The sequence below is a fragment of the Brevundimonas sp. genome, assembly GCF_023259385.1.
Taxonomy (GTDB): Bacteria; Pseudomonadota; Alphaproteobacteria; order Caulobacterales; family Caulobacteraceae; genus Brevundimonas.
In genome coordinates, this window is record NZ_JAHFPF010000012.1 from 1 (window position 1) to 26,454 (window position 26,454).

31 protein-coding genes are annotated in these 26,454 nt (G+C 68.4%); 17 read left to right on the plus strand and 14 right to left on the minus strand.

All coding sequences use genetic code 11. The annotated features are described in order from the left end of the window. On the plus strand, window positions 1–287 hold a 287-nt coding region (locus Q0C81_RS01580), incomplete at its 5' end, for a hypothetical protein (protein WP_291832594.1). Continuing rightward, complete coding sequence (locus Q0C81_RS01585; RefSeq protein ID WP_291832597.1) at window positions 284–1,378, plus strand: DUF2336 domain-containing protein; 1,095 nt, start codon at window positions 284–286, stop codon at window positions 1,376–1,378. The genes Q0C81_RS01580 and Q0C81_RS01585, both read left to right, overlap by 4 nt. Before the next feature lie 163 nt (window positions 1,379–1,541). Here the strand turns inward: Q0C81_RS01585 and Q0C81_RS01590 are convergent, their stop codons facing one another. From Q0C81_RS01590 to Q0C81_RS01615, 6 genes are all read right to left on the minus strand, one after another. Next, entirely contained in the window at window positions 1,542–1,973 is a 432-nt protein-coding gene (locus Q0C81_RS01590; protein WP_291832600.1) for a MucR family transcriptional regulator, read from the minus strand. Window positions 1,974–2,116: 143 nt separating this feature from the next. Next, complete coding sequence (locus tag Q0C81_RS01595) at window positions 2,117–3,334, minus strand: DUF2336 domain-containing protein (protein ID WP_291832602.1); 1,218 nt, start codon at window positions 3,332–3,334, stop codon at window positions 2,117–2,119. Window positions 3,335–3,415: 81 nt separating this feature from the next. Next, on the minus strand, window positions 3,416–4,288 hold the full coding sequence (locus Q0C81_RS01600) for a hypothetical protein (protein WP_291832605.1): 873 nt from the start codon (window positions 4,286–4,288) through the stop codon (window positions 3,416–3,418). 125 nt (window positions 4,289–4,413) lie between these two features. Next, on the minus strand, window positions 4,414–5,394 hold the full coding sequence (gene cysK / locus Q0C81_RS01605) for a cysteine synthase A (protein WP_291832608.1): 981 nt from the start codon (window positions 5,392–5,394) through the stop codon (window positions 4,414–4,416). Between the two features lie 140 nt (window positions 5,395–5,534). Continuing rightward, window positions 5,535–7,043, minus strand: a complete 1,509-nt coding sequence (locus tag Q0C81_RS01610) for a PAS domain-containing methyl-accepting chemotaxis protein (protein WP_291832611.1) — start codon at window positions 7,041–7,043, stop codon at window positions 5,535–5,537. Window positions 7,044–7,173: 130 nt separating this feature from the next. Then, complete coding sequence (locus Q0C81_RS01615; protein ID WP_291832614.1) at window positions 7,174–7,677, minus strand: Lrp/AsnC family transcriptional regulator; 504 nt, start codon at window positions 7,675–7,677, stop codon at window positions 7,174–7,176. A gap of 69 nt (window positions 7,678–7,746) precedes the next feature. On the opposite strand from Q0C81_RS01615, the gene Q0C81_RS01620 reads away from it, so the two are divergent. The 6 genes from Q0C81_RS01620 to Q0C81_RS01645 all read left to right on the plus strand — a co-directional run bounded on the left by Q0C81_RS01620 (window position 7,747) and on the right by Q0C81_RS01645 (window position 16,120). After that, window positions 7,747–8,661 (plus strand): DMT family transporter, encoded by a 915-nt coding sequence (locus Q0C81_RS01620; RefSeq protein ID WP_291832617.1) that lies wholly within the window; start codon window positions 7,747–7,749, stop codon window positions 8,659–8,661. 109 nt (window positions 8,662–8,770) lie between these two features. Continuing rightward, complete coding sequence (locus Q0C81_RS01625) at window positions 8,771–11,854, plus strand: DUF3857 domain-containing protein (protein ID WP_291832620.1); 3,084 nt, start codon at window positions 8,771–8,773, stop codon at window positions 11,852–11,854. A 58-nt stretch (window positions 11,855–11,912) separates the two neighbouring features. Then, window positions 11,913–13,259: a flagellar protein export ATPase FliI gene (gene fliI / locus Q0C81_RS01630; protein WP_291832623.1), complete on the plus strand. Its 1,347-nt coding sequence runs from the start codon at window positions 11,913–11,915 to the stop codon at window positions 13,257–13,259. A gap of 13 nt (window positions 13,260–13,272) precedes the next feature. Continuing rightward, window positions 13,273–13,683 (plus strand): flagellar FliJ family protein, encoded by a 411-nt coding sequence (locus Q0C81_RS01635; RefSeq protein WP_291832626.1) that lies wholly within the window; start codon window positions 13,273–13,275, stop codon window positions 13,681–13,683. A gap of 105 nt (window positions 13,684–13,788) precedes the next feature. Beyond that, window positions 13,789–14,994 (plus strand): hypothetical protein, encoded by a 1,206-nt coding sequence (locus Q0C81_RS01640; protein WP_291832628.1) that lies wholly within the window; start codon window positions 13,789–13,791, stop codon window positions 14,992–14,994. A 55-nt stretch (window positions 14,995–15,049) separates the two neighbouring features. Beyond that, window positions 15,050–16,120, plus strand: a complete 1,071-nt coding sequence (locus Q0C81_RS01645) for an endo-1,4-beta-xylanase (protein WP_291832631.1) — start codon at window positions 15,050–15,052, stop codon at window positions 16,118–16,120. Here Q0C81_RS01645 and Q0C81_RS01650 read toward each other — a convergent pair. Both Q0C81_RS01650 and Q0C81_RS01655 read right to left on the minus strand, forming a co-directional pair. Beyond that, a complete protein-coding gene (locus Q0C81_RS01650; protein WP_291832633.1) occupies window positions 16,117–17,022 on the minus strand; it encodes a hypothetical protein in 906 nt (301 codons plus the stop codon). The two genes, Q0C81_RS01645 and Q0C81_RS01650, sit on opposite strands and share 4 nt — an antisense overlap. A gap of 16 nt (window positions 17,023–17,038) precedes the next feature. Next, window positions 17,039–17,794: a competence/damage-inducible protein A gene (locus Q0C81_RS01655; protein ID WP_291832636.1), complete on the minus strand. Its 756-nt coding sequence runs from the start codon at window positions 17,792–17,794 to the stop codon at window positions 17,039–17,041. 23 nt (window positions 17,795–17,817) lie between these two features. On the opposite strand from Q0C81_RS01655, the gene Q0C81_RS01660 reads away from it, so the two are divergent. Then, window positions 17,818–18,591, plus strand: coding sequence for a DNA/RNA nuclease SfsA (locus Q0C81_RS01660; protein WP_291832638.1), 774 nt, complete (start codon window positions 17,818–17,820; stop codon window positions 18,589–18,591). A gap of 42 nt (window positions 18,592–18,633) precedes the next feature. Further along, window positions 18,634–19,458 carry a type I methionyl aminopeptidase gene (gene map / locus Q0C81_RS01665; RefSeq protein WP_291832641.1) on the plus strand — a complete coding sequence of 275 codons (825 nt, stop codon included), beginning with the start codon at window positions 18,634–18,636 and terminating at the stop codon, window positions 19,456–19,458. A gap of 57 nt (window positions 19,459–19,515) precedes the next feature. Here map and Q0C81_RS01670 read toward each other — a convergent pair whose 3' ends face one another. Beyond that, complete coding sequence (locus Q0C81_RS01670; protein ID WP_291832644.1) at window positions 19,516–19,800, minus strand: hypothetical protein; 285 nt, start codon at window positions 19,798–19,800, stop codon at window positions 19,516–19,518. Window positions 19,801–19,990: 190 nt separating this feature from the next. Between Q0C81_RS01670 and radC the strand changes: the two genes are divergently transcribed. From radC to Q0C81_RS01700, 6 genes are all read left to right on the plus strand, one after another. Continuing rightward, entirely contained in the window at window positions 19,991–20,716 is a 726-nt protein-coding gene (radC, locus tag Q0C81_RS01675) for a DNA repair protein RadC (RefSeq protein ID WP_291832647.1), read from the plus strand. Window positions 20,717–20,744: 28 nt separating this feature from the next. Then, a complete protein-coding gene (locus tag Q0C81_RS01680) occupies window positions 20,745–21,263 on the plus strand; it encodes a GNAT family N-acetyltransferase (RefSeq protein ID WP_291832650.1) in 519 nt (172 codons plus the stop codon). Between the two features lie 70 nt (window positions 21,264–21,333). After that, window positions 21,334–21,573, plus strand: a complete 240-nt coding sequence (locus Q0C81_RS01685; RefSeq protein WP_291832654.1) for a BolA family protein — start codon at window positions 21,334–21,336, stop codon at window positions 21,571–21,573. 4 nt (window positions 21,574–21,577) lie between these two features. Continuing rightward, complete coding sequence (locus Q0C81_RS01690; RefSeq protein ID WP_291832658.1) at window positions 21,578–22,504, plus strand: aldo/keto reductase; 927 nt, start codon at window positions 21,578–21,580, stop codon at window positions 22,502–22,504. Window positions 22,505–22,653: 149 nt separating this feature from the next. Further along, window positions 22,654–23,007 carry a Grx4 family monothiol glutaredoxin gene (grxD, locus tag Q0C81_RS01695; RefSeq protein WP_291832661.1) on the plus strand — a complete coding sequence of 118 codons (354 nt, stop codon included), beginning with the start codon at window positions 22,654–22,656 and terminating at the stop codon, window positions 23,005–23,007. Then, window positions 23,007–23,435, plus strand: coding sequence for a thioesterase family protein (locus tag Q0C81_RS01700; protein WP_291832664.1), 429 nt, complete (start codon window positions 23,007–23,009; stop codon window positions 23,433–23,435). The genes grxD and Q0C81_RS01700 overlap by 1 nt, the downstream gene beginning before the upstream one ends. A 46-nt stretch (window positions 23,436–23,481) precedes the next feature. On the opposite strand, the gene Q0C81_RS01705 is transcribed toward Q0C81_RS01700, so the two are convergent. The 5 genes from Q0C81_RS01705 to rpsD all read right to left on the minus strand — a co-directional run bounded on the left by Q0C81_RS01705 (window position 23,482) and on the right by rpsD (window position 25,561). Further along, entirely contained in the window at window positions 23,482–23,868 is a 387-nt protein-coding gene (locus Q0C81_RS01705; RefSeq protein ID WP_291832667.1) for a hypothetical protein, read from the minus strand. Further along, on the minus strand, window positions 23,865–23,993 hold the full coding sequence (locus Q0C81_RS01710; RefSeq protein WP_291832670.1) for a hypothetical protein: 129 nt from the start codon (window positions 23,991–23,993) through the stop codon (window positions 23,865–23,867). Before Q0C81_RS01710 ends, Q0C81_RS01705 begins: the two co-directional genes overlap by 4 nt. Before the next feature lie 135 nt (window positions 23,994–24,128). Further along, entirely contained in the window at window positions 24,129–24,509 is a 381-nt protein-coding gene (locus Q0C81_RS01715; RefSeq protein WP_291832672.1) for a hypothetical protein, read from the minus strand. Continuing rightward, window positions 24,506–24,802, minus strand: a complete 297-nt coding sequence (locus tag Q0C81_RS01720) for a hypothetical protein (protein WP_291832675.1) — start codon at window positions 24,800–24,802, stop codon at window positions 24,506–24,508. The genes Q0C81_RS01715 and Q0C81_RS01720 overlap by 4 nt, the downstream gene beginning before the upstream one ends. Window positions 24,803–24,943: 141 nt before the next feature. After that, a complete protein-coding gene (gene rpsD / locus Q0C81_RS01725; protein ID WP_291832678.1) occupies window positions 24,944–25,561 on the minus strand; it encodes a 30S ribosomal protein S4 in 618 nt (205 codons plus the stop codon). A gap of 205 nt (window positions 25,562–25,766) precedes the next feature. On the opposite strand from rpsD, the gene Q0C81_RS01730 reads away from it, so the two are divergent. Continuing rightward, window positions 25,767–26,297, plus strand: coding sequence for a serine hydrolase (locus Q0C81_RS01730; protein ID WP_291832681.1), 531 nt, complete (start codon window positions 25,767–25,769; stop codon window positions 26,295–26,297). Window positions 26,298–26,454 lie beyond the last annotated feature (157 nt).

Genomic DNA, 26,454 nt, shown 5'->3' on the forward strand with positions numbered 1-26,454 from the left:
CCCGCGCCTCGCCCCCGTCCCCTCGCGTGGCCATGGTCGCCGCCAACCCCGAGGATCGCCCCTCCGCCCAGAGCGCCCGCTACTATTCGGTGCATCGCCAGAACGGGCGCGAACCCGACGCCCTGACCCTGCCCCAGCCGACCTATGTCGACGCCCTGGCCATCACCACGCCCGTGACCATTGCATCCCAGGACCTCGCCCAGCCGGAGCAGGCCCCGACCCTGATCCGCGACGCCCAGGGCCGTGTCCGCGCCCAGCCCGCCGCGCCGGAAGGGGATTATCAGTGAGCGACACCGTGGCCGTGTCGCGCCTGCCCGATCTGATCGCCCTCGCTGAAGAAGGGTCGAGCGAGAAGCGCCGGGCCCTGCTGCGCGAACTGACCGAGCATTTCTTCGGTTCGCCCGCGCGCACCGCGACCGAAGACACCCTCTACGGCGCCGTCCTGGCCAAGCTGGCCGACGATATGGAGACGGCCGTCCGCGCGGAGCTCTCCAGCCGCTTCGCCAACACCCCGGATGCGCCCCACGCCCTGATCCGCCGCCTGGCCAATGACGAGGCCGCCGTCGCCGGCGCCGTCCTGGCCCACTCGCCCGTGCTGACCGACGAGGACCTGCTGGGCGTCGTGCGCAACCATGGCCAGGATCACCTGCGCGCCGTCTCGGCACGCCCTTCGGTCTCCGAAGCCATCTCCGAGGTCATTGTCGAGCGCGGTGACGACGAGACGCTCGGGACCCTGCTGCGCAACGACGGCGCCCGCCTGTCGCGCAAGGCCTCCGAGGTCGCCGTCGAGCGGGCCAAGGCCAATCCGGCCCTGCATGACGCCACCGTCTCTCGCGCGGGCCTGCCGGCCGACCTGCTCAACGACATGTATTTCGTCGTCGAGGCGCGGCTGCGGAACCAGATTCTCGAACAGAACGCCCGCATGGATCCGGCCCTGCTGGACGCCGCGCTCGCCGCCGGCCGCGCGCGCGTGGCCACCGACGACGGCGCACTGCCCGCCGATTATTCGGAATGCCTCGCCTACGTCGAGGAGCTGAAGGCCGCTGGGCAACTGACGCCCCAGATGCTGGCTCGCTTCCTCCGCTCGGGCGGTCGGACGTCCTTCCTGATCGCCCTGGCCCAGCTGTCGGACATCGACTTCCACACCGCGCGCCAGATCGTCGATCGACGCGAACTCGACGCCCTCGCCGTGGTCTGCAAGGCGGCCGATCTCGATCGCGCCCTGTTCCTCACCTACGCCGTGGTCCTGTTGAACGACGACGGCGACGCCATGGCCAAGGCCCACTCCTACGCCCGCATGTACGCCGAACTCAGCCGCGAGGCGGCGCTCCGCACCCTGCGCTTCTGGCGCATGCGCCGCGGCGCTCAGGCCGCATAACGAGTGGCTGGTGTTTGCAAATTCTCTGGTCGCGGAAGGGCGGCGCGAACGGCGCGGTCGCACGCTGGTGGCCAGCCACTAATCACTGGCCACTAGTCACTTCACACGCGCAAACGCCCGCCGGAGCGATCCGGCGGGCGTCTTCGTCTGTCCTTGCGGACGCTTACTTCTTGGCGCGGGTCGCGGTGCGGGCCGGCTTGCGGCCGCCCTGGCCCAGGCCCATCTGCTTGGCCAGATCCGAACGCGCCTTGGCGTAGTTCGGAGCGACCATCGGATAGTCCTTCGGGAGGTTCCACTTGGCGCGGTATTCCTCGGGGCTCATGTTGTACTTGGTGCGCAGGTGGCGCTTCAGCGACTTGAACTTGCGACCGTCTTCCAGGCAGATCAGATAATCCGGCGTGATCGACTTGCGGACCGGAACGGCGGGCTCGCGGGGTTCCGGCTCCGGCTCGACCGCACCGGTCGAAACCTGCGACAGCGCCGCGTGGATGCTCGAAATCAGGCCAGGAACTTCCGAAGCCTGCACGTTATTGTTGCCGACATAGGCCGACACGATATCGGCGGTCATCTCGAGCAGTTGCGAAGTCTCTTCCATAGCCATCCCGCCTACAATCTCTGTTCGGTTCGACTGAATCAGCATCGACCAATCGTCGGCGCTTTGAATAGAGAGCTTCTGTTTTGAAAGCAATGGCGGGGTGTCAGCACCTCAAATCTGATGAGGCACCACGGCTCGATCGTTCAGCGACCGAAGTTTTCCGCCAACGCCAGCATCGCCGCGCGCTCCGGGGCCGAATAGTCGTCCACCCCCTCCTCCTCGCCGTCCCGGATCGCCCTGAGTAGAGCGGGGGTCAGGGCTGAAGACAGCGACCAGTTCCAGTAGCGCAGGACCGTTTGCGCCCGGTCAACGGCCAGCATCTCATAGGTGATCTGCACGCGTTCCCAGACCGGATCGGGAGAGCCGTCCAACAGAGCTTCAGGACGCCGCATGGATCGCCACAGCAACTGAAGCTCGCCCCGTCCAAGCCCCGTGGCCTTGCACAGGATGGCCAGCGGCTCGCCGCCCGGATCGCCCAGGATCTTGGCCCCGGTGATCGGCTTCACCCCGGACAGGTAGGCGATCTCGGTCGCGATCTCTCGCGACAGCCCCATCTGGCCCGCGGCGGCCACCGCCTCCTCCAGGCCACCGTAAGGGCTCTTGGCGATGGCGGCGCGGTTCCGCTGGCGGCGCTCGATGAACTGCAGCGCCTTGCGCGACACCGGGTCCTGCCAGCCTTCCTCGGCGGCCATGGCGAAGACGTCCTCGGACACCTCCTGCATCACCTCCCGGGACACGGCGAACCGCTGCAGGATGGTCCGGCGATCCTCCGGGCCGCTCCACCAGAACATGACGTAGGCGCCCGACGGACGCAGCTCAGGCCGTTTCAGCAGGTGGGCGCACAGGTGCCGGTCCGTCCGGCTCAGGCTCACCACCCCTTCGACCGCCACCTGGCTCAGCCGCGCCGTCGTGTTGCGCAGCACCGCCTCGATGACCTGGCTCTCGCCGAAACTCAGCAGGGTCTCGCTGACCACCTCCGACAGGCCGCGACGGCTGGCCATCAGGAAGCGGTGCTCGACCTCGGCGTCCCGCGCGCAGGCGACCAGATCGGCGTCGGACAGCGACGCGCATTGCTCGATCAGCAGGCCGGCGATCTGCGGTTCGTCACGCAGCAGCATCCGCGCCAGCGCGTTGGGCAGCTCCGCCAGCGGGGCCAGTCGCGCGGCCACCCTGCGCCGGTCTTCCGGAGAGGCCAGCCGCAGCATCTCGACCAGCAGGTCGCCGGTCACCGACCGTTCGAACGCATTGATCCGGCTGGCCGGCAGGGACACCACGTCCGCCAGTCGTTTCAGCAGCGCGTGGCGTGCGCGAAGCCCGGCGACGGGCGCGGTCTCCTCGGGCTGGGCAGCGGGCTCGGACATATCGTGCCCACGATAGATCGCGCGCGGTTAACCGCCTGTGACGACCGCCGGCCTCCGACAACCTAGGGTAAAGCCTGTTCATCAGTCGCCGAGAAGCGCCAGCAGTTCGGCCTCCGGCAGGTTGGGATCGGCCAGCGGATTGGCGCTCACCTGCCCGTACCAGTCCGGCGAAACCTGCGGACGCGGGCGCGAGAAGCGGATCCAGTCCGCCTCCAGGATCATATCCACAGGCGCGTCGCGATTGACCTCGCGGTTGATGACCTCCGGATTCTCAGGTCCCGGCGGAACGGCGTCGCTGGTCGTGTAGGCGATCAGCCCGACCTGCATCACCGGGCTGTTCTCCATTCGATAGAAGCGGTCGCGCACCCGCCAATGGGTCTCGCCCTCCGGCCGCGCCAGGGCGATCAGCACCATGCCGACCCGCACCAGCCGCAACTCGACCCATCCCGTCGGGAACGGCCGTAGCTTGAGCGAGGAATAGCTGTTGAAGGTGGATTTGGTCTCCGTCATCGGCTCGCCGGCGACATGACCCACGCCGGTGGTGATGAAGTGCCAGTTCTCGGCCCTCGGCGCCCATTGCGCGGCGCTCAATCGGCTGGGGACCCGCGTCATCAGCCCGCCCAGCGACCAGGTCCCGCCGGGGATATCGCCCGCATGGCCGCGCACCCTCACCCGGGCGCGGACGTCGAAATCGCCCCGCACCTCACGGAACAGAAAGGGCGCGTTCAGGTCGCGCACCCAGGCCGAATGATAGGGCTCCAGATGCAGCGCGCCCGGTGTGCTCTCGCCGACATCCAGGGCCTTGATCTTGTCGGGCCAGCCAAAGGTCTGGTCGAAGCGGCTCCAGCCGGTCAGCGCCCCGTCGTTGAACTCGTCCGACAAGGTCGTCAGGTCGTCCTGCGCCAGGGCGGGCGAGGCGGCGAGCAGGCTCAGACAGGCGAGAAGGGCGCGCATGACCGCTCCATCGACGAACAAGGGTCCGCCAATGCGCCGCGCCGCGCCCATCCTGTAAAGTTAAGCTTCGGTCAGGTTCGACCCGCTTCCGCCATGCGCCTGAAACGAACCGGTAACAGACCCGCCTACAGCCCCTCGAACAGGGCCGTCGACAGATAGCGCTCGGCGAAGCTCGGGATGATCGCCACCACTGTCTTGCCCGCGTTCTCCTCGCGCGCCGCGACCCGGAAGGCGGCCGTCAGCGCGGCGCCCGACGAGATGCCGACCGGGATGCCCTCGAGCCGCGCCGCCTTGCGCGCCATCTCGAAGGCGTCCTCGTTCGACACCTGTTCGACGCCGTCGATGACCGAGCGGTCGACGATGGTCGGGATGAAGCCCGCGCCGATCCCCTGGATCTTGTGCGGCCCCGGCTCGCCGCCCGACAGCACGGGCGAGGCGGTCGGTTCGACCGCGATCATCTGCACCGAGGGCTTGCGCGCCTTCAGGGCCTGGCCGACGCCTGTGATTGTGCCTCCCGTGCCCACGCCGGCGATGATGATGTCGACCGCGCCGCCCGTGTCGGCCCAGATTTCCTCGGCCGTGGTCTCGCGGTGGATGGCGGGGTTGGCGGGATTGTCGAATTGGGCCGGGCTCACGGCGCCGGGCGTCCGCTCGATCAGGTCCTGCGCCATGGCGATCGCGCCCTTCATCCCCTTCTCGGCCGGGGTCAGAACCAGCTCCGCGCCCAGCAGGGCCAGCATCTTGCGGCGCTCGATCGACATGCTCTCCGGCATGACGAGGATCAGCTTGTACCCCTTGGCCGCCGCCACGAAGGCCAGGGCGATCCCGGTGTTGCCGCTCGTCGGCTCGATCAGCACGCTGCCCGGCCCGAGCTTCCCGGCCTGCTCCAGCGCCTCGATCATGGCCACGCCGATCCGGTCCTTCACCGAGGCGATCGGGTTGAAGAACTCCAGCTTGGCCAGCACCCGCGCCTTGGGCTGATATTCGGCCGACAGGCGCGGCAGCCCCACCAGCGGCGTGTCGCCGATCGTGTCGATGATGGAGTCATAGATCTTGCCGCGGCCCGATTTGCGGTGGCGGCTGGCGTCGTACGAAGCGTCGGTCATGGGGAGGTTTCCGGGCGGCGATCAGAGCGTGACATTAAAGCACGTTCTGCGGGACTGAACCTCTCCGATCTGGGGTAGGCGCGTCATGACGCAAGGGCCGGATGAAGCCTTCGCGGTCAGCGTGGCGCCCGTTCAGGCGATCAGAACTCCTGCCAGCCGTCCTCTTGCACCGCCCCGCCCGCCGCGCCGCCGCCGGCGAAAGCGACGATACGGGCCCGTTCGCGCATCAATGGCGCGGGCGGAGCCGCGCGGGGCCGAAGGGTGTGCACCGTCGGCGTCGCGGCTCCCGTCCGGGTTCCCGTCTCGAAACGTTCGACCAGGGCCGCCAGTTGCGCGGCCTCGGTCTTCAGGTTCGCCGCCGCCGCCGTGGTCTCCTCGACCATGGCCGCGTTCTGCTGGGTGACCTGATCCATCTGGTTCACCGCGCTGTTGACCTGCTGCAGGCCCGTCGCCTGCTCCTGCGCCGAGGCCGAGATTTCGGACACCAGCGCGTCCATCTCCGCGACCCGCACGACAATGGCCGACAGGGCCGATCCGGCTTCGTCCACCAGCTTCACCCCCGCCGCGACCTGGCTGGTCGAGGCCGAGATCAGCGCCTTGATCTCCTTGGCGGCCTCCGCCGACCGCTGGGCCAGGGATCGAACTTCCGACGCCACGACCGCGAAGCCGCGACCGGAGTCTCCGGCCCGGGCCGCCTCGACCCCCGCGTTCAGCGCCAGCAGATTGGTCTGGAAGGCGATCTCGTCGATCACCCCGATGATCTCGCCGATCTGCACCGAGCTCTTCTGGATTTCATCCATGGCGGAGATGGCGTCGCGCACGACTTCGCCCGAGCGTTCCGCTTCCGAGCGCGCGCCCGCCGCCGCGGTCGAGGCCTGCCGGGCGCCCTCGGCGCTGCGCTTCACGGTGGCGGTGATTTCGTCCAGCGCTGCGGCGGTCTCTTCCAGCGAGGCGGCCTGCTGCTCGGTGCGGCGCGACAGGTCGTCGGAGGCCGACGAGATCTCGTCCGATCCGCCGCGCAATCCGCCGACCGCCTCCGTCACCTGCGTCAACGCCGCGCGCAAGCTGCCGACCGCCGAGTTGTAGTCCTCGCAGATGCGTTGGTGCCCGCCGCTCATCTGACCCTCGATCGAGGTCGTCAGATCGCCGTCCGACAGACGCGACAGGCTGGAGGCCAGGGATTCGACCAGCATCGTCTGCGCCTGTTCCGCCTCGATCCGCGTGGCCTCGTTCCGGCGGCTCTCCTGTTCCTCTCGGGTGATGTCGACGGCCAGCTTGATGACCCGAACCGGGCGACCGTCCGCCCCCATGATCGGATTGTAGGAGGCCTGCAGCCAGATCTCGCGGCGCCCCTTGGCCAGCCGCCGGAACTTGCCGGCCGCGAACTGCCCCTCGTTCAACGCGCGCCAGAAGGCCGCGTACTCGGCCGAGGCCGCCTCGTCGGCGTCCATGAAGGTGCGGTGGTGCGCGCCCCGGATCTCATCCAGGCTGTAGCCCATCGCCAGCAGGAAATTCTCATTTGCGTTGATGATGGTGCCGTCGAGATTGAACTCGATCACCGCCTGCGAGCGGCCGATCGCCGCCATCCGCCCTTCAAGTTCGGACACCTTGTCCAGCAGTTCAGTGTTCTGACGACGCCCGGTGAACATGACAGCCTCCCGCATCGGGCGATCACAATCGCGTCACCACCCATGATTGTATGCTGCTGCTCGGTGGCTTTACGATTGGTTGTCCAAGTCTCGCGGATAAACCCGTAGGTTGCTATTAACCCTCAAGTAATCAGCCCTGACCGGACAAGACCGCCCGGGCCGGATCGAAGCTCACGACTTCGCGAATCGTGATCATGCTCTTGAAGGCTCGAACATGAGTGTCGGTGGTCATCTCTCGTTGGCAGAAGGCTTCGTACTCCGCCATAGACCGCACTGAGACATTCAGCAGGAAATCCGTCTCTCCCGTCACGTCCCAACACGCCTGGATTTCCGGACTGGCGGCCATGGCGGCCTTGAAGGCGTCGGTGTGGCGGCGTTCCTGGGTGTTCATCTCCACCAGCACATGCAGCACGATGCGGGGCTCCACCCGCGCCGGATCGACCACCGCCACGTCGGCGACGATCACCCCCTCGGCCCGCAACCGGCGCAACCGGCGCAGAACCGCTGACTCCGACAGCCCTACGGCCTCGGCCGTCACCCGGGCCGGCTCCAGATTGTTGCGTCGGACGCGTGCGAGCAGCTTGTGGTCAAACGCATCGAGGGTGACGAATTCCGTCATATACAGGACCTTCATGACGATTTCAGTCGCACTGGAACCTGAAATCGCCGGGAAGCGCAACCGGTTCCGGACTATGCTTTCCTTATGTACATGACCGCCGCCCGCCGCTCCCTGTCCTCCCCCGCCTTCCTGGCGGCCATGCCCTACCTGGCGTTGCTGCTGGGAATGGTGTCGCTGGCGATCGGCACGTCGTACGCCAAGCAGCTCTTCCCTGTCGTCGGCGCCGAAGGGACCTCGGCCCTGCGTGTCGGCCTGTCCGCCCTGGTGCTGGTCACGATCTGGCGGCCGTGGCGGTTCCGCCTGAACCGCGCCGACGCCGGACGGGTGCTGCTCTATGGCCTGGTGCTGGGTCTGATGAACCTCAGCTTCTACATGTCCCTGCGCACCATCCCCCTGGGGCTGGCCATCGCCATCGAATTCTCCGGCCCGCTGGTCCTGGCCCTGATCCACGCGCGGCGGCTGATCCACTTCGTCTGGATCGCCTGCGCCGTCGCGGGGCTGGGCATGCTGCTGCCGATCTGGAGCGGGGCCCATGCCCTGGATCCCGTCGGCGTGGCCTTCGCCGCCGCGGCGGGCGTGTTCTGGGCGCTCTATATCGTCTTCGGCAAACGCCTGTCGCACATGCATGCGGGCCAGTCGGTCGCACTGGGCATGAGCACCGCCGCCCTGGTCATCCTGCCCTTCGGCGTCGCCACCGCCGGGATGACCCTGCTGGCGCCCGCCGTTCTGATCGTCGGCCTGTGCGTGGCGCTGGCGTCCAGCGCCCTGCCCTATTCGCTGGAGATGATCGCGCTCCGCCACATCCCTAAACGCACCTTCGGCGTCCTGCTCTCCGGCGAACCGGCCATCGGCGCCATTGCGGGCCTGATCCTGCTGCACGAACAGCTCAGCGGCCTGCAGTGGTTGGCCATCGGCTGCATCATCGTCGCCTCGGTCGGCGCCATCCTGACCACCGGCCGTGACGCGCCGTCCGACGCCCCGGTTCCGACCGCGAACTGACTTCCCGCGCGGCCGAATCCGGGCCTCACGCGCCTCCGGCGTTTCACCCGCTTGCCCTCTCGCGCTCACGCTGTATCAGCGATGGAGACCTTGGGTGGGGGAACTCCGGATGCCGACTTCATTGCGGGCCGTCTGCACAGCCGTGATCGGCCTTGCGTTGATGCTGGCGACGTTCGCCGCTCCGGCGGAGGCCGGCGACCGGGTTCTGAAGGGCCCGACGCCCGCCTGGGTCCTGCCGTCCGACGAAACCGCCGCGCCCGCCCGCGCCGCCACGGGCGAAGGCCTCCGCTTCCTGCTGCTCGACAGCCAGCTCCGGGCCGAGGACGATCAGCAGTTCGTCTACATCCGGACCCGCAGCACGGCCGCCTCGCCCCAGGGCGTGATCGCGCTGGGCAACATCGCCCTGACCTGGAGCCCGGAGAGCCAGGACATCACGATCCACCACGTGACCATCCTGCGCGACGGCCAGTCCATCGACGTGCTGGCGTCGCAGGATTTCGAGACGCTCCGCCGTGAGGAGAACCTGCAGCTGGCCATGCTCGACGGCCGGCTGACGGCGGTGCTCCAGCCGGCGAGCCTGCGCGTTGGCGATGTGCTGGACGTCGCCTACACCATCACCTCGCGCGACTCCGTCCCGGGCGAGAAACTGGCCCAGGCCATCGACCTGAACATGCCCCTGGTGGTCGAGCGGCAGCGGGTGAGGGCGTCCTGGCCCAACGCCATGCCCGTCACCGTCCGCGCCACCGACAACTGGATCCCTGTGCCCGTCCGCCGCAACGGCGCCTATTCAAGCATCGATGTCGTGCGGGAGAACGCCCAGCCCATCCTGATCCCCGACGACGTTCCCGTTCGGTTTCGGGCCATCAACCTGATCGAGCTGAGCGCCTACCGCGACTGGGCCGAGGTCGCCGCCACGCTCACGCCCCTCTACGACCGCGCGCGCCGTCTGGCGCCGGACTCTCCGCTGCACGCCGAGATCGCTCGCATTCGGGCGCTGTCCGACGACCCCGCCGTTCAGGCCGCCGCCGCCCTGCGGCTGGTCCAGGACGAGATCCGCTATGTCGCCCTGCTGATGGGCGAAGGCGCCATGACCCCCGCCGACGCCGACGAAACCTGGAACCGGCGTTTCGGCGACTGCAAGGGCAAGACGGCCCTGCTGCTCGCCCTGCTGGACGGCCTTGGCATCTCCGCCGAACCCGCGGTCGTCAGCCTCGCGCAGGGCGACCTGGTCGGCCAGCGCCTGCCGACCCTCGAAGGCTTCGATCACGTCCTGGTGCGGGCGGTCGTGGCGGACAAGACCTACTGGCTCGACGGCACCCGGATGGGCGACCGCCGGCTGGAGGACATCATCGTTCCCCCGCTACACTGGGCCCTGCCGCTCGTCGCGGCGAACGGTCAGCTGGAACGGCTCGAAACCGCGCCGCTCTCCGTCCCCCAGTCGGAAACCATCATCGCGTTCGACGCGACGGCCGGGCAGCACGCCCCCGCTCCGGTTACCGGCTCCCTGATCATGCGCGGCGACGGGGCGGCGGCCCTCGCCGGCCAGATCGGCCTCATCACCCCGCAGCAAAGGGACCAGGGCCTGAGGGGCATCTGGACCGGCCTCTTGCACGACGTGGTGATCGACGAGATCGGTTCCAGCTATGACCGCGAAGCGAATGTCCTGACCCTGACGGTCAAGGGCTCCATGCCGCTGGACTGGAGCAACGGCGGCCTGATCCCGCCCGGCTCGACCTACCAGTCGCTCTCCGCCATCGAACGCACCGAGGGTCCGTTCCGCCACACGCCCTATGCGGTGAACCATCCGGTCTTCGACCGGCAGCTGGTGACCGTGCGCCTCCCGGACGGCGGCGCGGGCTTCCGGACCGCCGGAGGCCAGTTCGACCGCACCGAGCTGGGCCATCACATGAGCCGCACCGTCCGGCTTGAGGGCGACACCGCGACGATCGAAGTTCTGGTGCAGAGCCTGACCTCCGAGGTCACGGCCGTCGAGGCCGACGCGGGCCGCATCGCCGCCGACAACCGCCGGGCGGACTACCCGCGCATCATCGCCCCGACCGGTTACCGTCTGACCGAGGCCGATCAGACCGCCCTGGCCGCCGACAGGCCGACGACGGAGGGCGCCTGGCTTGACCGGGCGGTCGCCCTGTCGCGGGCCGGCGACCCGCGCGGCGCGGCCGATGCGGCGACCCAGGCCATCGCGCTGGCTCCGGACAGCAGCCGGGCATGGGCCAATCGCGGCGTCTACCGCTTCTGGGCCGGTGACCGCGCGGGCGCCGCCTCCGACCTGGAGAAGGCCGTCGATCTGGATCCGTCCGAACGGATCGCGATGAACGGCAATGCGCTGATCGCCCGGGCGGAGGGACGCTACCAGGATGTGGTGATCGAAATGACCCGCGCCCTGCGCCAGGCGCCGACCGACGAGTTCGCCCTCGGCATGCGGGCGAACGCCTATCTGGCGCAGAAGCAGTTTGACCGTGCGCTGCGGGACATCGACGCCCTGCTGGCGGCCGATCCGTCGCGCATCGACACCAAGATGCTCCGGATCGCGGCCTTCCAGCTCGCCGATCGTCAGGACGATCTCGAGGCCGCGACGACCGAGATCCTCCTTCAACATCCCGACGATCCGCGGGTGGTTCTGCCGGTGGCCCGCTACCGACTGACCCACGGCAGAGCGCAGGAAGCCTATGACCTGATCAACGGACTGATCGTTGATGGCGAGACTCCGCCGCCCGACCTGCTGATCGCGCGCGCCGGTGCGGCGCTGACGCTCGGGCGTCCAGACGAGGCCGCGGCGGACTTCCAGACCGTCCGAAACGCCCACTCAGATGACGCCGGCATGCTCAACAACCTGTGCTGGAGCGCCGCCCTCGTCGGCGCCCTGCTGGATCAGGCCCTGCAGGACTGCGATGCGGCCCTCGCGCTCGCTCCCGGCTCGGCCGCCATTCTCGACAGCAAGGCCCGGGTTCTTCTGCAGCAAGGGAACACCGCCGCGGCGCTCGAAATCTACGACGCCGCCCTAGCCGAAAACCCGGAACTGCCGGCCTCCCTCTACGGCCGCGGCCTGGCCCGCATCGCCCTTGGGCGGACCGAGGAGGGCGAAGCGGACAAGGCGGCCGCCCTCGCCCTCTACGCCGGCGCCGCCGACGACTTTAAGAGCTATGCACCGTTGGTGGAGGCGGCTCGCCCCTGATCTTCACCTCCGGTTAACCACGATCCCGCATCCGTGGAGGCCTGTTCAGGGGTCTCGTTTGCGCAATCTCGCCGCCGCCGTCGAAGCGATCGATCCGCTGGTCGTGACCGGCAAGGTCGCGGGCGTCAGCGGGCTGCTGATCGAGTCCAAGGGCGGGCTCAGCCGTCTGGCCGTCGGCGCACGGGCCGAGATCGAGCGCGGACGCGGCCTCAGCGCCCTGCCCGCCGAAGTCGTCGGCTTCCGCGACGCCAAGGCCCTGCTGATGCCGTTCGGCCCGGTCGAGGGCGTGGCGCCCGGCGCCGACATCCGCATCATCGACACCGCCGCCAGCGTCCGCCCGACCACCGCCTGGCTGGGCCGCATCATCGACGCCTTCGGCAATCCCATCGACGGCAAGGGTCCGCTGCCCCAGGGGCCGGCCAGCTATCCCCTGCGCGCGCCCCCGCCCCCAGCCCACTCGCGTGGCCGTGTCGGTGAGCGTCTCGATCTCGGCGTGCGGGCCATGGACGTCTTCACCACCACCTGCCGGGGCCAGCGCCTCGGCATCTTCGCCGGCTCCGGCGTCGGCAAGTCGGTGCTGCTGTCCATGCTGGCCAAGCAGGCCACCTGCGATGTCGTCGTCGTCGGCCTGATCGGCGAACGGGGCCGGGAGGTCCGCGAGTTCATCGAGGAGACCCTGGGCGAAGAAGGTCTGAAGCGCGCCATCGTCGTGGTCGCCACCTCCGACGAGCCCGCCCTGAAGCGCCGCCAGTCGGCCTATATGACCCTGGCGATCAGTGAGTACCTGCGCGATCAGGACCTTGAGGTCCTGTGCCTGATGGACTCCGTCACCCGCTTCGCCATGGCCCAGCGCGAGATCGGCCTGGCCGCGGGCGAGCCGCCGACGACCAAGGGCTATACGCCCACCGTCTTCACCGAACTGCCCAAGCTGCTGGAGCGCGCGGGCCCGGGTCCGGTCCGGCCCGACGGCACCACCGCCGGTCCGATCACCGCCCTGTTCACCGTGCTGGTGGACGGCGGCGACCATGACGAACCCATCGCGGACGCCGTGCGCGGTATCCTGGACGGCCACATCGTCATGGACCGCAAGATCGCCGAGCGCGGCCGCTTCCCGGCCATCGACGTGCTGAAGTCCGTCAGCCGGACCCTGCCGGGCTGCCAGACGCCGCCCGAGCGCGAGCTGAACAAGCGCGCCCGCCAATGCCTGTCGGCCTATGCGAACATGGAGGAGCTGATCAAGATCGGCGCCTATCGCACCGGCGCCGACCCCATCGTCGATCGCGCCATCGCGCTGAACCCCGCGCTGGAAGCTTTCCTGGGTCAGGACAAGGACGACCACACCGGTCTTTCCGATTCCTTTACCCGGCTGGAAGCAATTCTGAACCAAGGCATGATCAGCCAGTGACCGGAGTAGACCAATGACCGCCTGGGCCCAATCGCTGATCCGGATCTCCAACTACGAGGTCGAGACGCTGCAGAAGCGTCTGGCCGAGATCACCGCGCGCCGCGCCTCCGCTGAAATGCGTCTGGCCGTGCTCGACGCCGAGGTCGAGGTCGAGCAGGAACGCGCCCGTCAGGACGCCGACGCCGCCATGCTGCTTCAGGCCTATCTCAACGGCTGGAAGATGCGGAAATCCGCCGCCCAGAACGACGTGGCCGAGATCGACGCCGAGGAAGTGGGCGCCCGTGACGCCCTGACCGGCGCTTTCGAAGAGCTGAAGAAGTTCGAGCACGTCGCCGAGACGACCCGCCTCGCCGCCATGATCGCCGCCGGCAAGCGCGAGACGGCGGCCTTCGACGAAATGGGCCTGCGCTGCCGCGCGAGCTGATCGCGCCGCCCCGGCCAACATCCGCCACAGTCCCCCGAAATCTGTCCTTGAGCTTGGCCGTTCGCGCGGCCCTGCGCCGCGTTTCGCACATGTGGGAGTTCGGTGATGCGTCTTCGTGTTCTGGCGTCCGGCCTCGTCGCCCTGGGCCTGCTCGCCGGCTGCGTCGGCCCTCCGAGCGAGCCGCTGCTGCGCCCGCCCCCCGCGGCGGGGGCGCCGCTTCCCGGCTGGGTGATCCGCCTCGACCCGATCGAGACGCGGGATCGCGCCGCCCTCCAGCGGACCGCAGACGACCTGCCGGGCGCGATCCGGGTCCGCAACGACGTCGACCTGTACCGGCTGGTCTATTGGACCCAGGTCAAGGGACGGCCTGTCCCGGTCTCGGGCCTGGTCGCCGTTCCGCATGGCGTCGCGCCCAAGGGAGTGGTCGTCTACCTGCACGGCACCACGACGACGCGCGCCGTCTCGCCCTCCCTGCCCGGCCGGGCCGACGGCGACCAGGAGGCGGCGGTCTTCGCCGGCTCGGGCTACATCACCCTGCTGCCGGATTACGTCGGCCTGGGCGAGTCCGACCTGCCGCAGGCTTATCTGGTGGCGCAGCCCCAGGTCGATGCGGCCGCCGACATGCTGAAGGCGATCCGAGGGGTGGGCGGCGTCCCCGGCCTTCCCGAGCGCCTGCCGCTGTTTCTCATGGGCTTCTCGCAGGGCGGCCAGAGCGCCGCGGCCCTGCATCGCGCGCTCGAGCGACGCCCCGCCGGCGGCTACGATCTGGCCGCCACCGTGGCCATCGCCGGACCGCATGACCTGCTCGGCGCGGTCGTCGGCAAGCTGGACGGCCCCGACGCCAAAAGCCCGCGCAACGTGGCCTATCTGGCCTTCGCCGCCACGGCCTATGCGAACTACTACGGCCAGCCGCTGGACGCCCTCCTGACGCCGGAACTGGCGCGGATCGTCCCCGGCCTGTTCGACGGAAGCCATTCGCCCGAGGACATCGTCGGCCAGCTGCCCTCCGACACGCGCCGGCTGTTCCGGCCCGAAGCCCTGGCGGCGCTCAAGGCCGGAAACGGCTGGTTCGCCCGGGCCCTGCGCGAGAACGAAACCGCCGCCTGGACGCCCGGCGCCCCGCTCCGGATCGTGATCGGCGCGGCGGACGGGGACGTGCCCCCTGCCTCATCCCGAGCGCTCTTCGACCACGCCGGGCGGCGCGGGACCGTCACGGCGCAAACGGTCCCGGGCGCCGACCACATGGGCGCGGCGGCGCAGAGCTATGCGCCGACCCTGACATGGTTCGAGAGCCTGTCCGGCGGCTCCTGAGGATCAGGACCGCGTGTTCACCAAATGGGTACGACCGGCGCCCTAGGTTGCGTCCATGATCTCGCGCCGGACATGCCTGACCGCTCCCCTGGCTCTGGTCGCCTGCGACCGACTGGCCTCGGCCCAGCCCGCGCCCGGCCCCATCGCCGCGCCGCTGAAGACCATCGTCCCCGCGCCCTTCGGCGCCACCGGCATGACCTGGCAGCTGGACCAGCCCGACTGGATCGCCGCCGTCCGCCGCCATTGCTCGCAGCTCACCCCGGAGTGGGAGCAGAAGATGGAGCGAACGCTGGGCGCCGGCTTCACCTACGACTTCGAACCATCCGACCGCGTCGTCGCCTTCGCCCGCGACAACGGCCTGCGCGTCCACGGTCATACGGTGATCTGGTATTCGCAGGGCGGGGAAGTCTTCAACGACGCCACGGTCCCGCGCGCCCGTTTCGCCGCCGAGTACGACCGCTACATCTCCACCTTCGTCGGTCGCTATCGCGGCCAGATGGCCGGCTGGGACGTGGTCAACGAGCCGGTGGCCGAGGACGGAAACGGGCTGCGCGAGTGCCACTGGAGCCGCGCGTTGGGCATGGACGGCTATATGGTCCGCGCCTTCGAACAGGCCAAGGCGGCCGATCCTGACGCGACCCTTTTCCTGAACGAATACAATCTCGAGAACATCCCGGCGAAAGGCGCGACCTTCCTCAAGCTGGTCGAGCGCCTGCTGAAGCTGGGCGCGCCCATCGGCGGCATAGGGACCCAGTCGCACCTCGATATCGAGATCCCGGCCGGACAGATCACCAGCTTCATGCGCGACGCCGCCTCGCTGGGCCTGCCGATCCATGTGTCGGAGTTGGACTTCCCGATGCAGCGCGACGGCCGCAGGCCCGACCTGCGCTCCATGACCGAAAAGCGAGCCCAGCAGGTCGCCCGCGTCGGCGAACTGGCCGAGGCCTTCGCCCTCCTGCCTGAGCGCCAGCGCTACGCCTTCACCACCTGGGGCCTGCGCGACATCGACAGCTGGCTGGTCCGTGAAGGCCGCAGCAAGGACAGCCCGCTGCTTCTGGACGCGGAGGGTCGGGGCAATCCGGCCTATCAGGCGGTCGTGGGTGCTTTCGGACGGGCCGGCGCCTAGAAGGCGATACCGGGCCTCAGAACCACCTGGAATATCGCCAGGACCGCCAGGCAGGCGATCAGGGGCCAACGCCAGGCGACCGCGCCACCCCGCGCTCGGACGTCCGAGACCGTCCAGGCCGCCCCCGCCAGCCACGCCAGCCCCAGCACGGTGATGACCACCGGAACCAGCACGACCTGGTCCAGACCGCCGGGAACCCGATAGGCGAAGATCAGGGGCAGGCCCGCCAGTCCCGGCACGACCGCCGCTTGCAGCATAAAAAGAGTCCGGCTTCCCCGTCCGGCTACAGCCGCCGGATGAGAGGCGACCTCCAGCATCGGCCGCGCCAGCGCCACGCCGAACACGGCCATTCCGGCCAGCGCCGCCGCCGTCGCCGCCCAATAGACCGGCGTCGTGAAGCCCAGGTAGGTCATCGCACGGCCGACGTCGTTTGGCGGCAGCATGGTCCCGACAACGACCTGCGGCAGGGCCATGAACACCCCGTGAAAGGCCAGCCAGACCAGGAACAGCCGCGCCGTCGTCGAAGCCGGCGGGCGCAGCCGCAGCGCCGCGAAGGCCGCCAGACCGACGATCAGGGTCGCCAGCGCCCCGGTCCCCTGGAACAGCTCGGCCAGCGGATTGTCGCCGGTCCAGTCGTGGTTGTTGTGGAACAGCACCGGCTCGAGCCCCGGCGTCAGGGCCTTGGGCAGGACCAGGAAGACCTCCTGCACGAAGAAGATCAGGTTGAAGGCCAGCACGTGCAGCAGGGTGGAGACGCCGGTCAGCCGCCAGTCCCAGGCCAGGGACGGACCGGACATCGCGCGGTCGCCCCGCCGAACCAGACCCGCGAGTCCCAGGATCAGCGGGCCGCCGAAGGCGACCAGGGTCGAAAGGATCAGAATCGTACCGGCGTCGGGCCGCATGGGCGCTCCTGTTATCTCAGACCTGTTTCGCCACGACGCCCGCTCCGGCCAAATCGGCCAGCAGCGCCTCGACCGCCGCCTCCACCTTCGCCTCGTCGCGCCCACGCAAGACTAGGTTCGTCCCGACTTCTCCCGCCAAGCCGTGGCCGAAGGGATAGCTGCCGAAGCTGACCTCGCGCTCGGCCTTCGCCGCCGCCGTCAGGATGTCGGCGATCGCCCCCTCGCCCACCCCGCTGACCCGCACCGTGCGCGACAGCACCACCGCCCCGGTCCGCAGGCGCGGCGCCACGTCCTCCAGCATGGCCGTCATGATCTTGGGCACGCCGGCCATCACGAAGACATTGCCGATCTGGAACCCCGGCGCGTCCGTCACAGGATTGGCGATCAGCGTCCCGCCCTCCGGGATCCGCGCCATCCGCCGCCGCGCCGCGTTGAACTCGCCCGGTCCGTAGCGCTTCTCCAGGATCGCCACCGCGTCCGGATGCTCCGGCAAGGCTGCGCCGAACGCCTTCGCCACCGCATCGGCGGTGATGTCGTCATGCGTCGGCCCGATGCCCCCGGTGGTGAAGACGTAGTCATGGCTGTCGCGCAGGGCGTTCAGATTCCCGACGATCTGCTCCGTCCGGTCGCCGACCGTCCGCGCCTCGATCAGGTCGATCCCCAGCGCCGTCAGAAACCGCGCGATGGTGTTCAGATTGGTGTCCTGCGTTCGCCCGGACAGGACTTCGTCCCCGATGATCAGAACGGCGGCGGTGGGGGATGCGTCGGTCATGACGACAAGCTAGAGGCAAAGCCATGCGCTTCAAGTCGCCTCTCGAACGCGGAACCCTGATCCGCCGCTACAAGCGCTTCCTGGCGGACATCGCGCTGGCGGACGGGGGGGAGACCACCATCCACGTCCCCAACCCCGGGGCCATGCTGGGCCTGACCGAGCCGGGTCTGCCGGTGTGGATGTCCCGCTCGCCGGATCCGAAGCGGAAACTGCCCCTGACGCTGGAAATGGTCGACCTGCCCGGCGCGGGCCTCGTCGGCGTCAACACCATGAACCCGAACCGCATCGGCGAGGCGGCCATCGCAGACGGCCTGATTCCCGAACTGGCCGGCTATCCGATCCTCCGGCGCGAGGTCCGCTACGACGAGAACAGCCGCATCGACATCCTGCTCCAGTCTTCTCCCTCCCCTTCTGGGGAGGGTGGCGACGGCGCAGCCGGCGACGGGTGGGGCGGACTCGCACCGGACCGCCCGTCCGCCTGGGTCGAGATCAAGAACGTCCACTTCAGCCGCACCGCCGGTCTCGCCGAATTTCCCGACTGCAGGACAGAGCGCGCCGTCAAACACCTGAAGGCCTTGGAGCGGGTGGTCGATGCGGGCGGCCGGGCGGTCATGCTGTTCATCATCCAGCGCATGGACTGCACGGCCTTCACCACCGCCGACGACATCGACAAGGCCTACGGCCCCGCCCTGCGGCACGCCGCCTCCCATGGGGTTGAGGTTTTATGCTACAGTTGCCACCTGACGCCTGAAGCGATCCGACTGGATCGCGCCCTGCCATGGCGGCCCAACTCCTGACGAAGAGGTCGGGGATACAGGGGCTGCACCGAAAGACGACGCATGTACGAGACCCCCGAACTGGACGCCGACACCTTCGTCCGCACCCATGAGATCCGCGTCCACCAGGACGAGGAAGCCTGGGAGGGCATGCGCGCCGCCGGCAATCTGGTCGCCCGCGCCCTGGACATGATCACCCCGCACGTCGTGCCGGGCGTCACCACGGGCGAGATCGACGACCTGATCCGCGAGTTCACCCTCGACAACGGCGGCCTGCCCGCCTGCCTCGGCTACAAGGGTTACGAGAAGACCGTCTGCACCTCGATCAACCACGTCGTCTGCCACGGCATTCCGGGCGACAAGGTCCTGAAGGACGGCGACATCGTCAACATCGACCACACCGTCATCGTCGACGGCTGGCATGGCGACTCCAGCCGCATGTTCGCGGTCGGGACGATCAACGCCCGCGCCAGGAAGCTCATCGACGTCACCTATGACTCGCTGGAAGCCGGCCTGGCGGTGATCAAGCCCGGCGCCACCTTCGGCGACATCGGCTACGCCATCCAGCAGGTGGTCGAGGCCCAGCGGATGTCCGTCGTCCGCGACTTCTGCGGCCACGGCATCGGCCGCCTGTTCCACGACAGCCCCAACGTCCTGCACTACGGCCGCCGCGGCGAAGGCGCGACCTTGAAGAAGGGCATGTTCTTCACCGTCGAGCCGATGGTGAACCTGGGCAAGCCGCACGTGAAGGTCCTGTCCGACGGCTGGACCGCCGTGACCCGCGACAAGTCCCTGTCCGCCCAGTGCGAGCACACCTGCGGCGTCACCGACGACGGCGTTGAACTGTTCAGCGCCAGCCCCGCCGGGCTGTTCCGCCCGAAGTTCTGATCGGTCAGATAGTGGATGACCCCGGACGCGATGTCCGGGGCCTCCTGTCTGCTCGGCCTAGGCCTCGATGGGCCCGATCTGACCGCCCTGGCAGGTGAAGATCGGCGTCTGATCGAAATAGGCCGACGGAACCTGAACCCGGACAACGTAGACGTAGTCCAGCACCTGCCCGCAGCCCTGATCGTAGACCGTTCCGAGGTACTGCGTCTTCGCGGCGTCGGCATAGTAGTCGTACTGATAGCCGGTCATCTCCGGATTGGTGCTCTGGGCCATGCCCATCGTCCCGGCGGCGGCCAGAGCCATGGCCGAGACCATGGCGACACTCTTGAATTTACCGATCATGTGAAGTCCCCAAACAGCGCCTCTTGCGCACGGGCAACTGAGGGCGAGCTTGGCTTTGCGAGCAACTCACGGTTTTGTTATCCGACTGATTATAGGTTGTTCTCGCCCGATCCCACCGCGACGCCCTGAAACCGCCTGAGGTTGAGCGTTCTCGCCGGTTGGTGCAGGCTGGGCGGGCACAGGACGCGCCATGCTGGATCCCCCGCCGCCCCCGAAATCGCCCCACCACGTGGGTCATCGCGAACGGCTGCGCGACCGCGCTCGCGGCGCGGGCGTCCACAACCTGCCTGACTACGAGCTGCTGGAACTGTTCCTGTTCCGCAGCCAGCCGCAGGGCGACATCAAACCCATCGCCAAGGCCCTGCTGGCGCGCTTCGGCTCATTGGCCGCCGTCCTCGCCGCCTCGATCGAGGACCTGATGACGGTCCGAGCCGAGGATTCACGTGGCCGCTCGAAAGGCGTCGGCGCCGAGACCGCCCTGGACCTCGCCGCCCTGCACGAGGTCGCCCGCCGCGTCGCGAAGGAACAGGCGGGCAAGCGCACCGTCATCTCCTCATGGACCGCGCTTCTGTCCTACGTCCGCCTGTCGCTGCAGCACGAGCCGCGCGAACAGTTCCGCGTCCTCTATCTCGACAACCGCAACCAGCTGATCCTCGACGAGGTCCAGAACCGCGGCACCGTCGATCATGCACCCGTCTACCCCCGCGAGGTCGTGCGCCGGGCGCTGGAGCTGTCGGCCAAGTCGATGATCATCGTCCACAACCATCCGTCCGGCGACCCGACCCCGTCCCGCGCCGACATCGACATGACGCGTCAGGTGGTCGAAGCGGCCCGGGCGCTCGACATCTCGGTCCACGACCATCTCGTCGTCGGCCGCGACGGCGTAGCGAGTTTCAAGCAGCTGGGATTGATGTGAGGAGGCAAATGCTGGACCTGTTCGGCACATGACAACCACCCTGATCACCGACCGCCTGACCCTGACCCCGGTGCAGGCTTCCGATTTCCCGGACCTTGTGAAGCTGTGGGGCGATCCGGCCTTCGCCACCGCCATCTTCCCCGCCGCCCTGTCATCCGAGGAGGTCTGGTTCCGCCTGTTGCGCGACATCGGCCACTGGGAGGCGCTGAACTACGGCAACTGGTCGATCCGCGAGACCGCCACTGGCGAATATCTCGGCGGTGTCGGCGCCTTCGACTACCGCCGCCTGATGGACCTGCCCTTCGACGCCCCCGAACTGGGCTGGGGGATCGCACCCCGCTTCCACGGCAGGGGGATCGCCTTCGAAGCCCTGTCGGCCGCCCTGGCCTGGTGCGACGACGCCCTGGACGCCCCGCGCACCGTCTGCATGATCGCCCCGGACAACGCCTCGTCGCTCAAGCTCGCGGCGCGCGCCGGCTACACGCCCTACGCCGAGACCGCCTACAAGGGCGCGCCGGTGATCCTGCTGGAGCGTCACGCGGCCTGAAACGCCGGCGCGTAGCCGGACATTAAGGATTACCGGCGACATTCACCACGAACCCGGAGTGCGTCCGCCCATGCCCATGTCCGTCGAAGATCTTCGCGGCCATCTGACCGAAGCCTTTCCCGACGCCGAGATCGCCATCGACGATCTGGCGGGCGACGGCGATCACTATCGCGCGCGGATCGTCTCTTCGGCCTTCGCCGGCATGCCGCGCGTACGGCAGCACCAGCTCGTCTACGCCGCCCTGAAGGGCAAGATGGGCGGCGAACTGCATGCCCTGGCCCTCGAAACCTCGGTCCCGACGGAGGGCTGACCCCATGCGCTATCGTCCCTTCGGCAACCTCGGCCAGGCCGTCTCGGTGGTCACCCTCAGCCTCGGGCCCCGCGACATCGCCGACGGCCCCCAGGCCGGACGCGAACTGATCTATTCGGCTCTTGAAGCCGGCATCAACAGCTACCGCCTGCAGTCCGCCGACCCCGTGCTGGCCGAGGTGCTGGGCGAGGCCCTGCGCCACGTCGACCGCAAGCTGGTGCAGGTGTCGCTGATGCTCGGCGCGGGCGACGGCCGCCGCGGCTCTGACCGGGACTTCTCCGCCGAGGGCATGACCAGCGCCATCGACCGCGCCCTGCACGCCTCCGGTCTGGGCTGGTTCGACCTGGCCGTGCTGGACGAACCGGACGATCACGAACTGCCCCAGTCCTCGCTGAACGCCCTGAAGGCCCTGCGCGCCACCCAGCGCGTCCGTCTGCTGGGCATCTCGGGCGAGAGCGAGGTGATGGACACCTATGTTTCGACCGGCGCCTTCGACGTGCTGTTCACCCCCTTCCATGTGAATTCGCCCTGGCAGATCCGCTCCCGTCTGCGCGACGCCCGCGAGCGCGACATGGCCATCTTCGTCTACGGCTATTTCCCCGACAGCCTCGACACCGCCAAGAAGGCCTCCGCGGTTCACGAAGAGGAGAAGAAGGGCTTCTTCGGCTTCGCCAAGTCCTCGCGACCCAAGACCGATCCGCTGGCGGGCGTCGGCACCTTCGCCTTCCTGCACCAGACCAACGGCTGGACCGCCGAAGCCATCTGCCTGGCCTACTCGCTGACCGATCCCTCGGTGGCCAGCGCCCTGATCGAGGCCTCGGACATCGAGCGGCTCAACACCCTGTCGCTGGTTCCTGACCGCGACCTACCCCCCGGTCTGGCCGCCCAGATCGAAATGGCCCGCGTCGCCGGCGCCAACAAGGCGGCCTGACGACGCCGTCCTTCTCCACGTGAGGAGGGCTTGAACCGCAGCGTTCCGGGCCGCCGACGTTCGCGCGCCCGTTTCGGCGTAACGCCGCACGCCCTTGACCCCTGCCCTGTCCGACCCTAGCTGACGCCCTTCACCGAAAGGCCTACCCAGTGACCGATCAAGCTGTCGCAGACCCCGTCCACACCTTCATCGCCGACACGCTCGCGCAGCACGACGTCGTGCTGTTCATGAAGGGCACCCCGGATGCGCCGCGCTGTGGCTTCTCCTCGCTGGCGGTTCAGATCCTCGACCACATCGGCGCGCCGTTCGTCGGCGTCGATGTGCTGCAGGACGAGAACCTGCGCGAGGGCATCAAGGCCTTCACCGACTGGCCGACCATCCCGCAGCTCTATGTGAAGGGCGAATTCGTCGGCGGCTCGGACATCGTGCGCGAAATGTTCAACGCGGGCGAGCTTCAGGCCCTGATGGCCGAAAAGGGCGTGCCGCTGGGCCAGGAAGACTGATGGCCCGCGCCCAGCTGGAGCCGCGCGAGGACCGCGAGATCTTCGTCCTCCCGCTGGAGGTCCGTCCCGAGCACATCGACGAGAACGGCCACGTGAACAACGTGGTCTACGTCGGCTGGCTGCAGGACGCGGGCACGGCCCACTGGAACGCCAGCTTCGACGAGGACACCCGCACGAAGTGGTCGTGGGTCGGCGTCCGGCACGAGATCGACTATTTCCGCCCCCTGATGCCCGACGCGACCGGCGTCAGGGCGCGCACCTGGGTCGGTGATCCACAGGGGCCGCGCTTCGCCCGCTACGTCCGCATCGAGGACGGCGAAGGCAGGCTGTGCGCCCAGGGCGTTTCGGAATGGGTGCTGGTGGATTCCAGGACCATGCGCCCGCACCGCATCCCGGCGGAGATGCTGCCGGCCTTCCAGAAGCGCTGAATTGAAAAGGGCCGGAGCGCTGTGCGTCTCCGGCCCTTTCGCTTTTCTACAGCTTCGTCGGATTGATCAGGCGCGCCCGGGTGCCGGGCTCGACGCCCAGTTCGGCCAGCGTCCAGCTGACATCGACACCGTCCGGAACCAGGGCCTTGCACAGGTCCTGGGCGGTGCGGCGCAGCGCCACCTCGGTCCAGCCGTCGCCGGCCGGGGTCAGATCGACCGCGAAATGGGAGGCGTCGGTGCAGCCGTTCGACTCCACCCGCACGGTCAGGCGACCGTCGGCGATCCGCGCCGAACGAACGGCTTCCAGCGCCGGCGCGGACTGGTCGCCGCTCCAACTGACGATCACGTCCTTCTGGGCCGAGTCATCGGCATAGATGACGCAGCCCGAAAGCAACGGCGCAGCCAGCGCCGCCGCGATCAGGGCGCGGATCACTGACCCGCTTCCGCCGGGGCCTGATGCACCACGCGGGTGGTCGGCTTGTCGGTGGCGACGATGATGCAGCCGCTCAGAACCGGAGCGGCGATGGCGAGAGCGAGAACGAGGGCGATACGGCGCATGTGGAAATCCCCTTCCAGATGATGAGAGCGCTTCTTTGTGAAGCTTGCGGACAATGTGACGTTCGTTGGGCTGAATAGCACGTGAACAATCGGCAAGGCGGCTGCCGGCCTACATCCCCGCTCTCGGCGGAACAGTCAGGCCGTCGGTCTCAGCTGATAGGGGTTCTCGACCGTCACGCGCGAACCGGGCTTCAGCCCCAGCTCCTCGAACGACCACCGCATCTCGACGCCTTCCGGCTGGATGTCGGCGCAAAGATCCTGCCGAATCCGGCGCAGGGTGATGATCGAGGTGTCGCCCGAGCGCCGCACCATGACGTTCAGGTCGTTCTTGCGAGTGCACCCGTTCGAGCTGACCCAGAACACGGCCTGTCCTTGGCCGACGGCGGCGGCGTGGATGGGTTCGATCTGGCCCACGGCGACACTCTGCGCCCGGTCGGGCAGAAGGCCGCCCATCAGGGCGCACGCCGACATCAGCGGCGACAGCGAGAGCACGGCGAATACGGCGGCCCACCTCATTCCGGGATCTCCGTCCCGTCGTCAGCCGCAGCGAGCCTGTTGCGCTGCGCCTTCGTCAGGATGTCGATCATGCTGTTGAGGTTGCTGACGGGCGCCACGACCCGCACACGCGACTCGAAACGGCCGTCGCCGGTCAGGCTCACGAAATCGATCCGCGCGGTGTCGCCGACGATCCGGATGCCTCCGATCCCGTCCGCGAAGACTTCGGCGGTCATCGCCGCGCCTCCGGACCGGCCGAGCGCTCCACGGATATGCAGCGACGCGAACGTCGGCCCGCCTTCGACCTCATCCAAACCTCCCGCCTCAAATCCTGAACGTCCGGATTGTGCGCGTGTTCTTTGGCGAAGTGAACCGGCGTTGGGGGCCGGAAAAGCAAAAGGGCCCCGGATTGCTCCGGGGCCCCTTCAACTTTGATTGCGCTGACGCGCCAGACCTTACGACGAGTAGTATTCGACGACCAGGTTCGGCTCCATCTTCACCGGGTACGGCACGTCGGCCAGTTCCGGCACGCGGACGTAGCGGACCGAGAAGCCGCGATCACCGATTTCCAGGTAATCCGGGATGTCGCGTTCCGACGACTGCTGGGCTTCAAGCACCAGCGCCATGGCGCGAGACTTTTCCTTGACCTCGATGACCTGGCCCGGCTTCACGCGGTACGAACCGATGTCGACCTTCTTGCCGTCGACGGTCACGTGGCCGTGGCTGACGAACTGGCGAGCGGCCCAGACGGTCGGGACGAACTTGGCGCGGTAGACGATCGCGTCCAGGCGCGACTCCAGCAGGCCGATCAGGTTTTCCGAGCTGTTGCCCTTGCGGCGGGTGGCTTCGGCGTAGGTGGCCGAGAACTGCTTCTCGGTGATGTTGCCGTAGTAGCCCTTCAGCTTCTGCTTGGCCTTCAGCTGCAGGCCGAAGTCCGAGACTTTCGACTTGCGGCGCTGGCCGTGCTGGCCGGGGCCGTACGAACGCTTGTTCACCGGGGACTTGGAACGGCCCCACAGGTTTTCACCCATGGCGCGGTCGATCTTGTACTTGGCGCTGTGGCGCTTGGACATGAAGTCACTCTCTATAGCGATGCGGCCCGGTCCCTCCCCAACTGGAGAGACAATCCCAACGGCGGTCCACGCATCATCCGTCATAAATCCCGCGCCCGACCGGAGTCGGGTGCGCGAAGGCGGCGCTTATGCCTATGGACAAAGCTTAAGTCAACGCCGGCGCCGACCCATGGTACGGCGAAGCTGATCCTCAAGGAGCCCCGACATGACGTCCCGACTGCTTGCCGCCCTCGCCGCCGCCCTCGGCCTCTGCGCGGCCCCCGCCGCGGCCCAGACCGCCCATCGGACCCCCGCCGGTCCCGAAATCGACGCCGCCGTCGCTCGCCTCATGCAGCAGACGGGTTCCCGCGGCATCGCCGTGGCGGTCATCGACGGCGGCCAGGTCGCCCATGTGAAAGCCTACGGCCAGCGCAACGAGGCCGGCGATCCCCTGACGTCCGACACCATCATGTACGGCGCCTCCCTGACCAAGACGGTCTTCGCCTATTCGGTCATGCAGATGGTCGATGACGGCCTGGTCGATCTCGACCGCCCGATCTCGGCCGCCCTGCCCGACCTGCCGTCGCTCTATGACGAGCGCCTCGCCGACCTCTATTCCGACTATCGCGCTCTGGCCGAGGATCCGCGCTGGCGCGCCATCACGCCGCGCCACAGCCTGACCCACAGCACCGGCTTCGCGAACTTCTACTGGCTGGAGCCGGACGAGAAGCTCCACATCCATTTCGATCCCGGCTAGCGCTTCGCCTATTCGGGCGAGGGCCTGACCCTGCTCTAGTTCATGATCGACCGCGGGCCGGGCCCGGACCTGGGCGACTGGACCCGCGACCGCACCTTCGCCCCGTTGGGCATGACCCGCACCAGCCTGATCTGGCGCCCTGACTTCGCGGCCAACA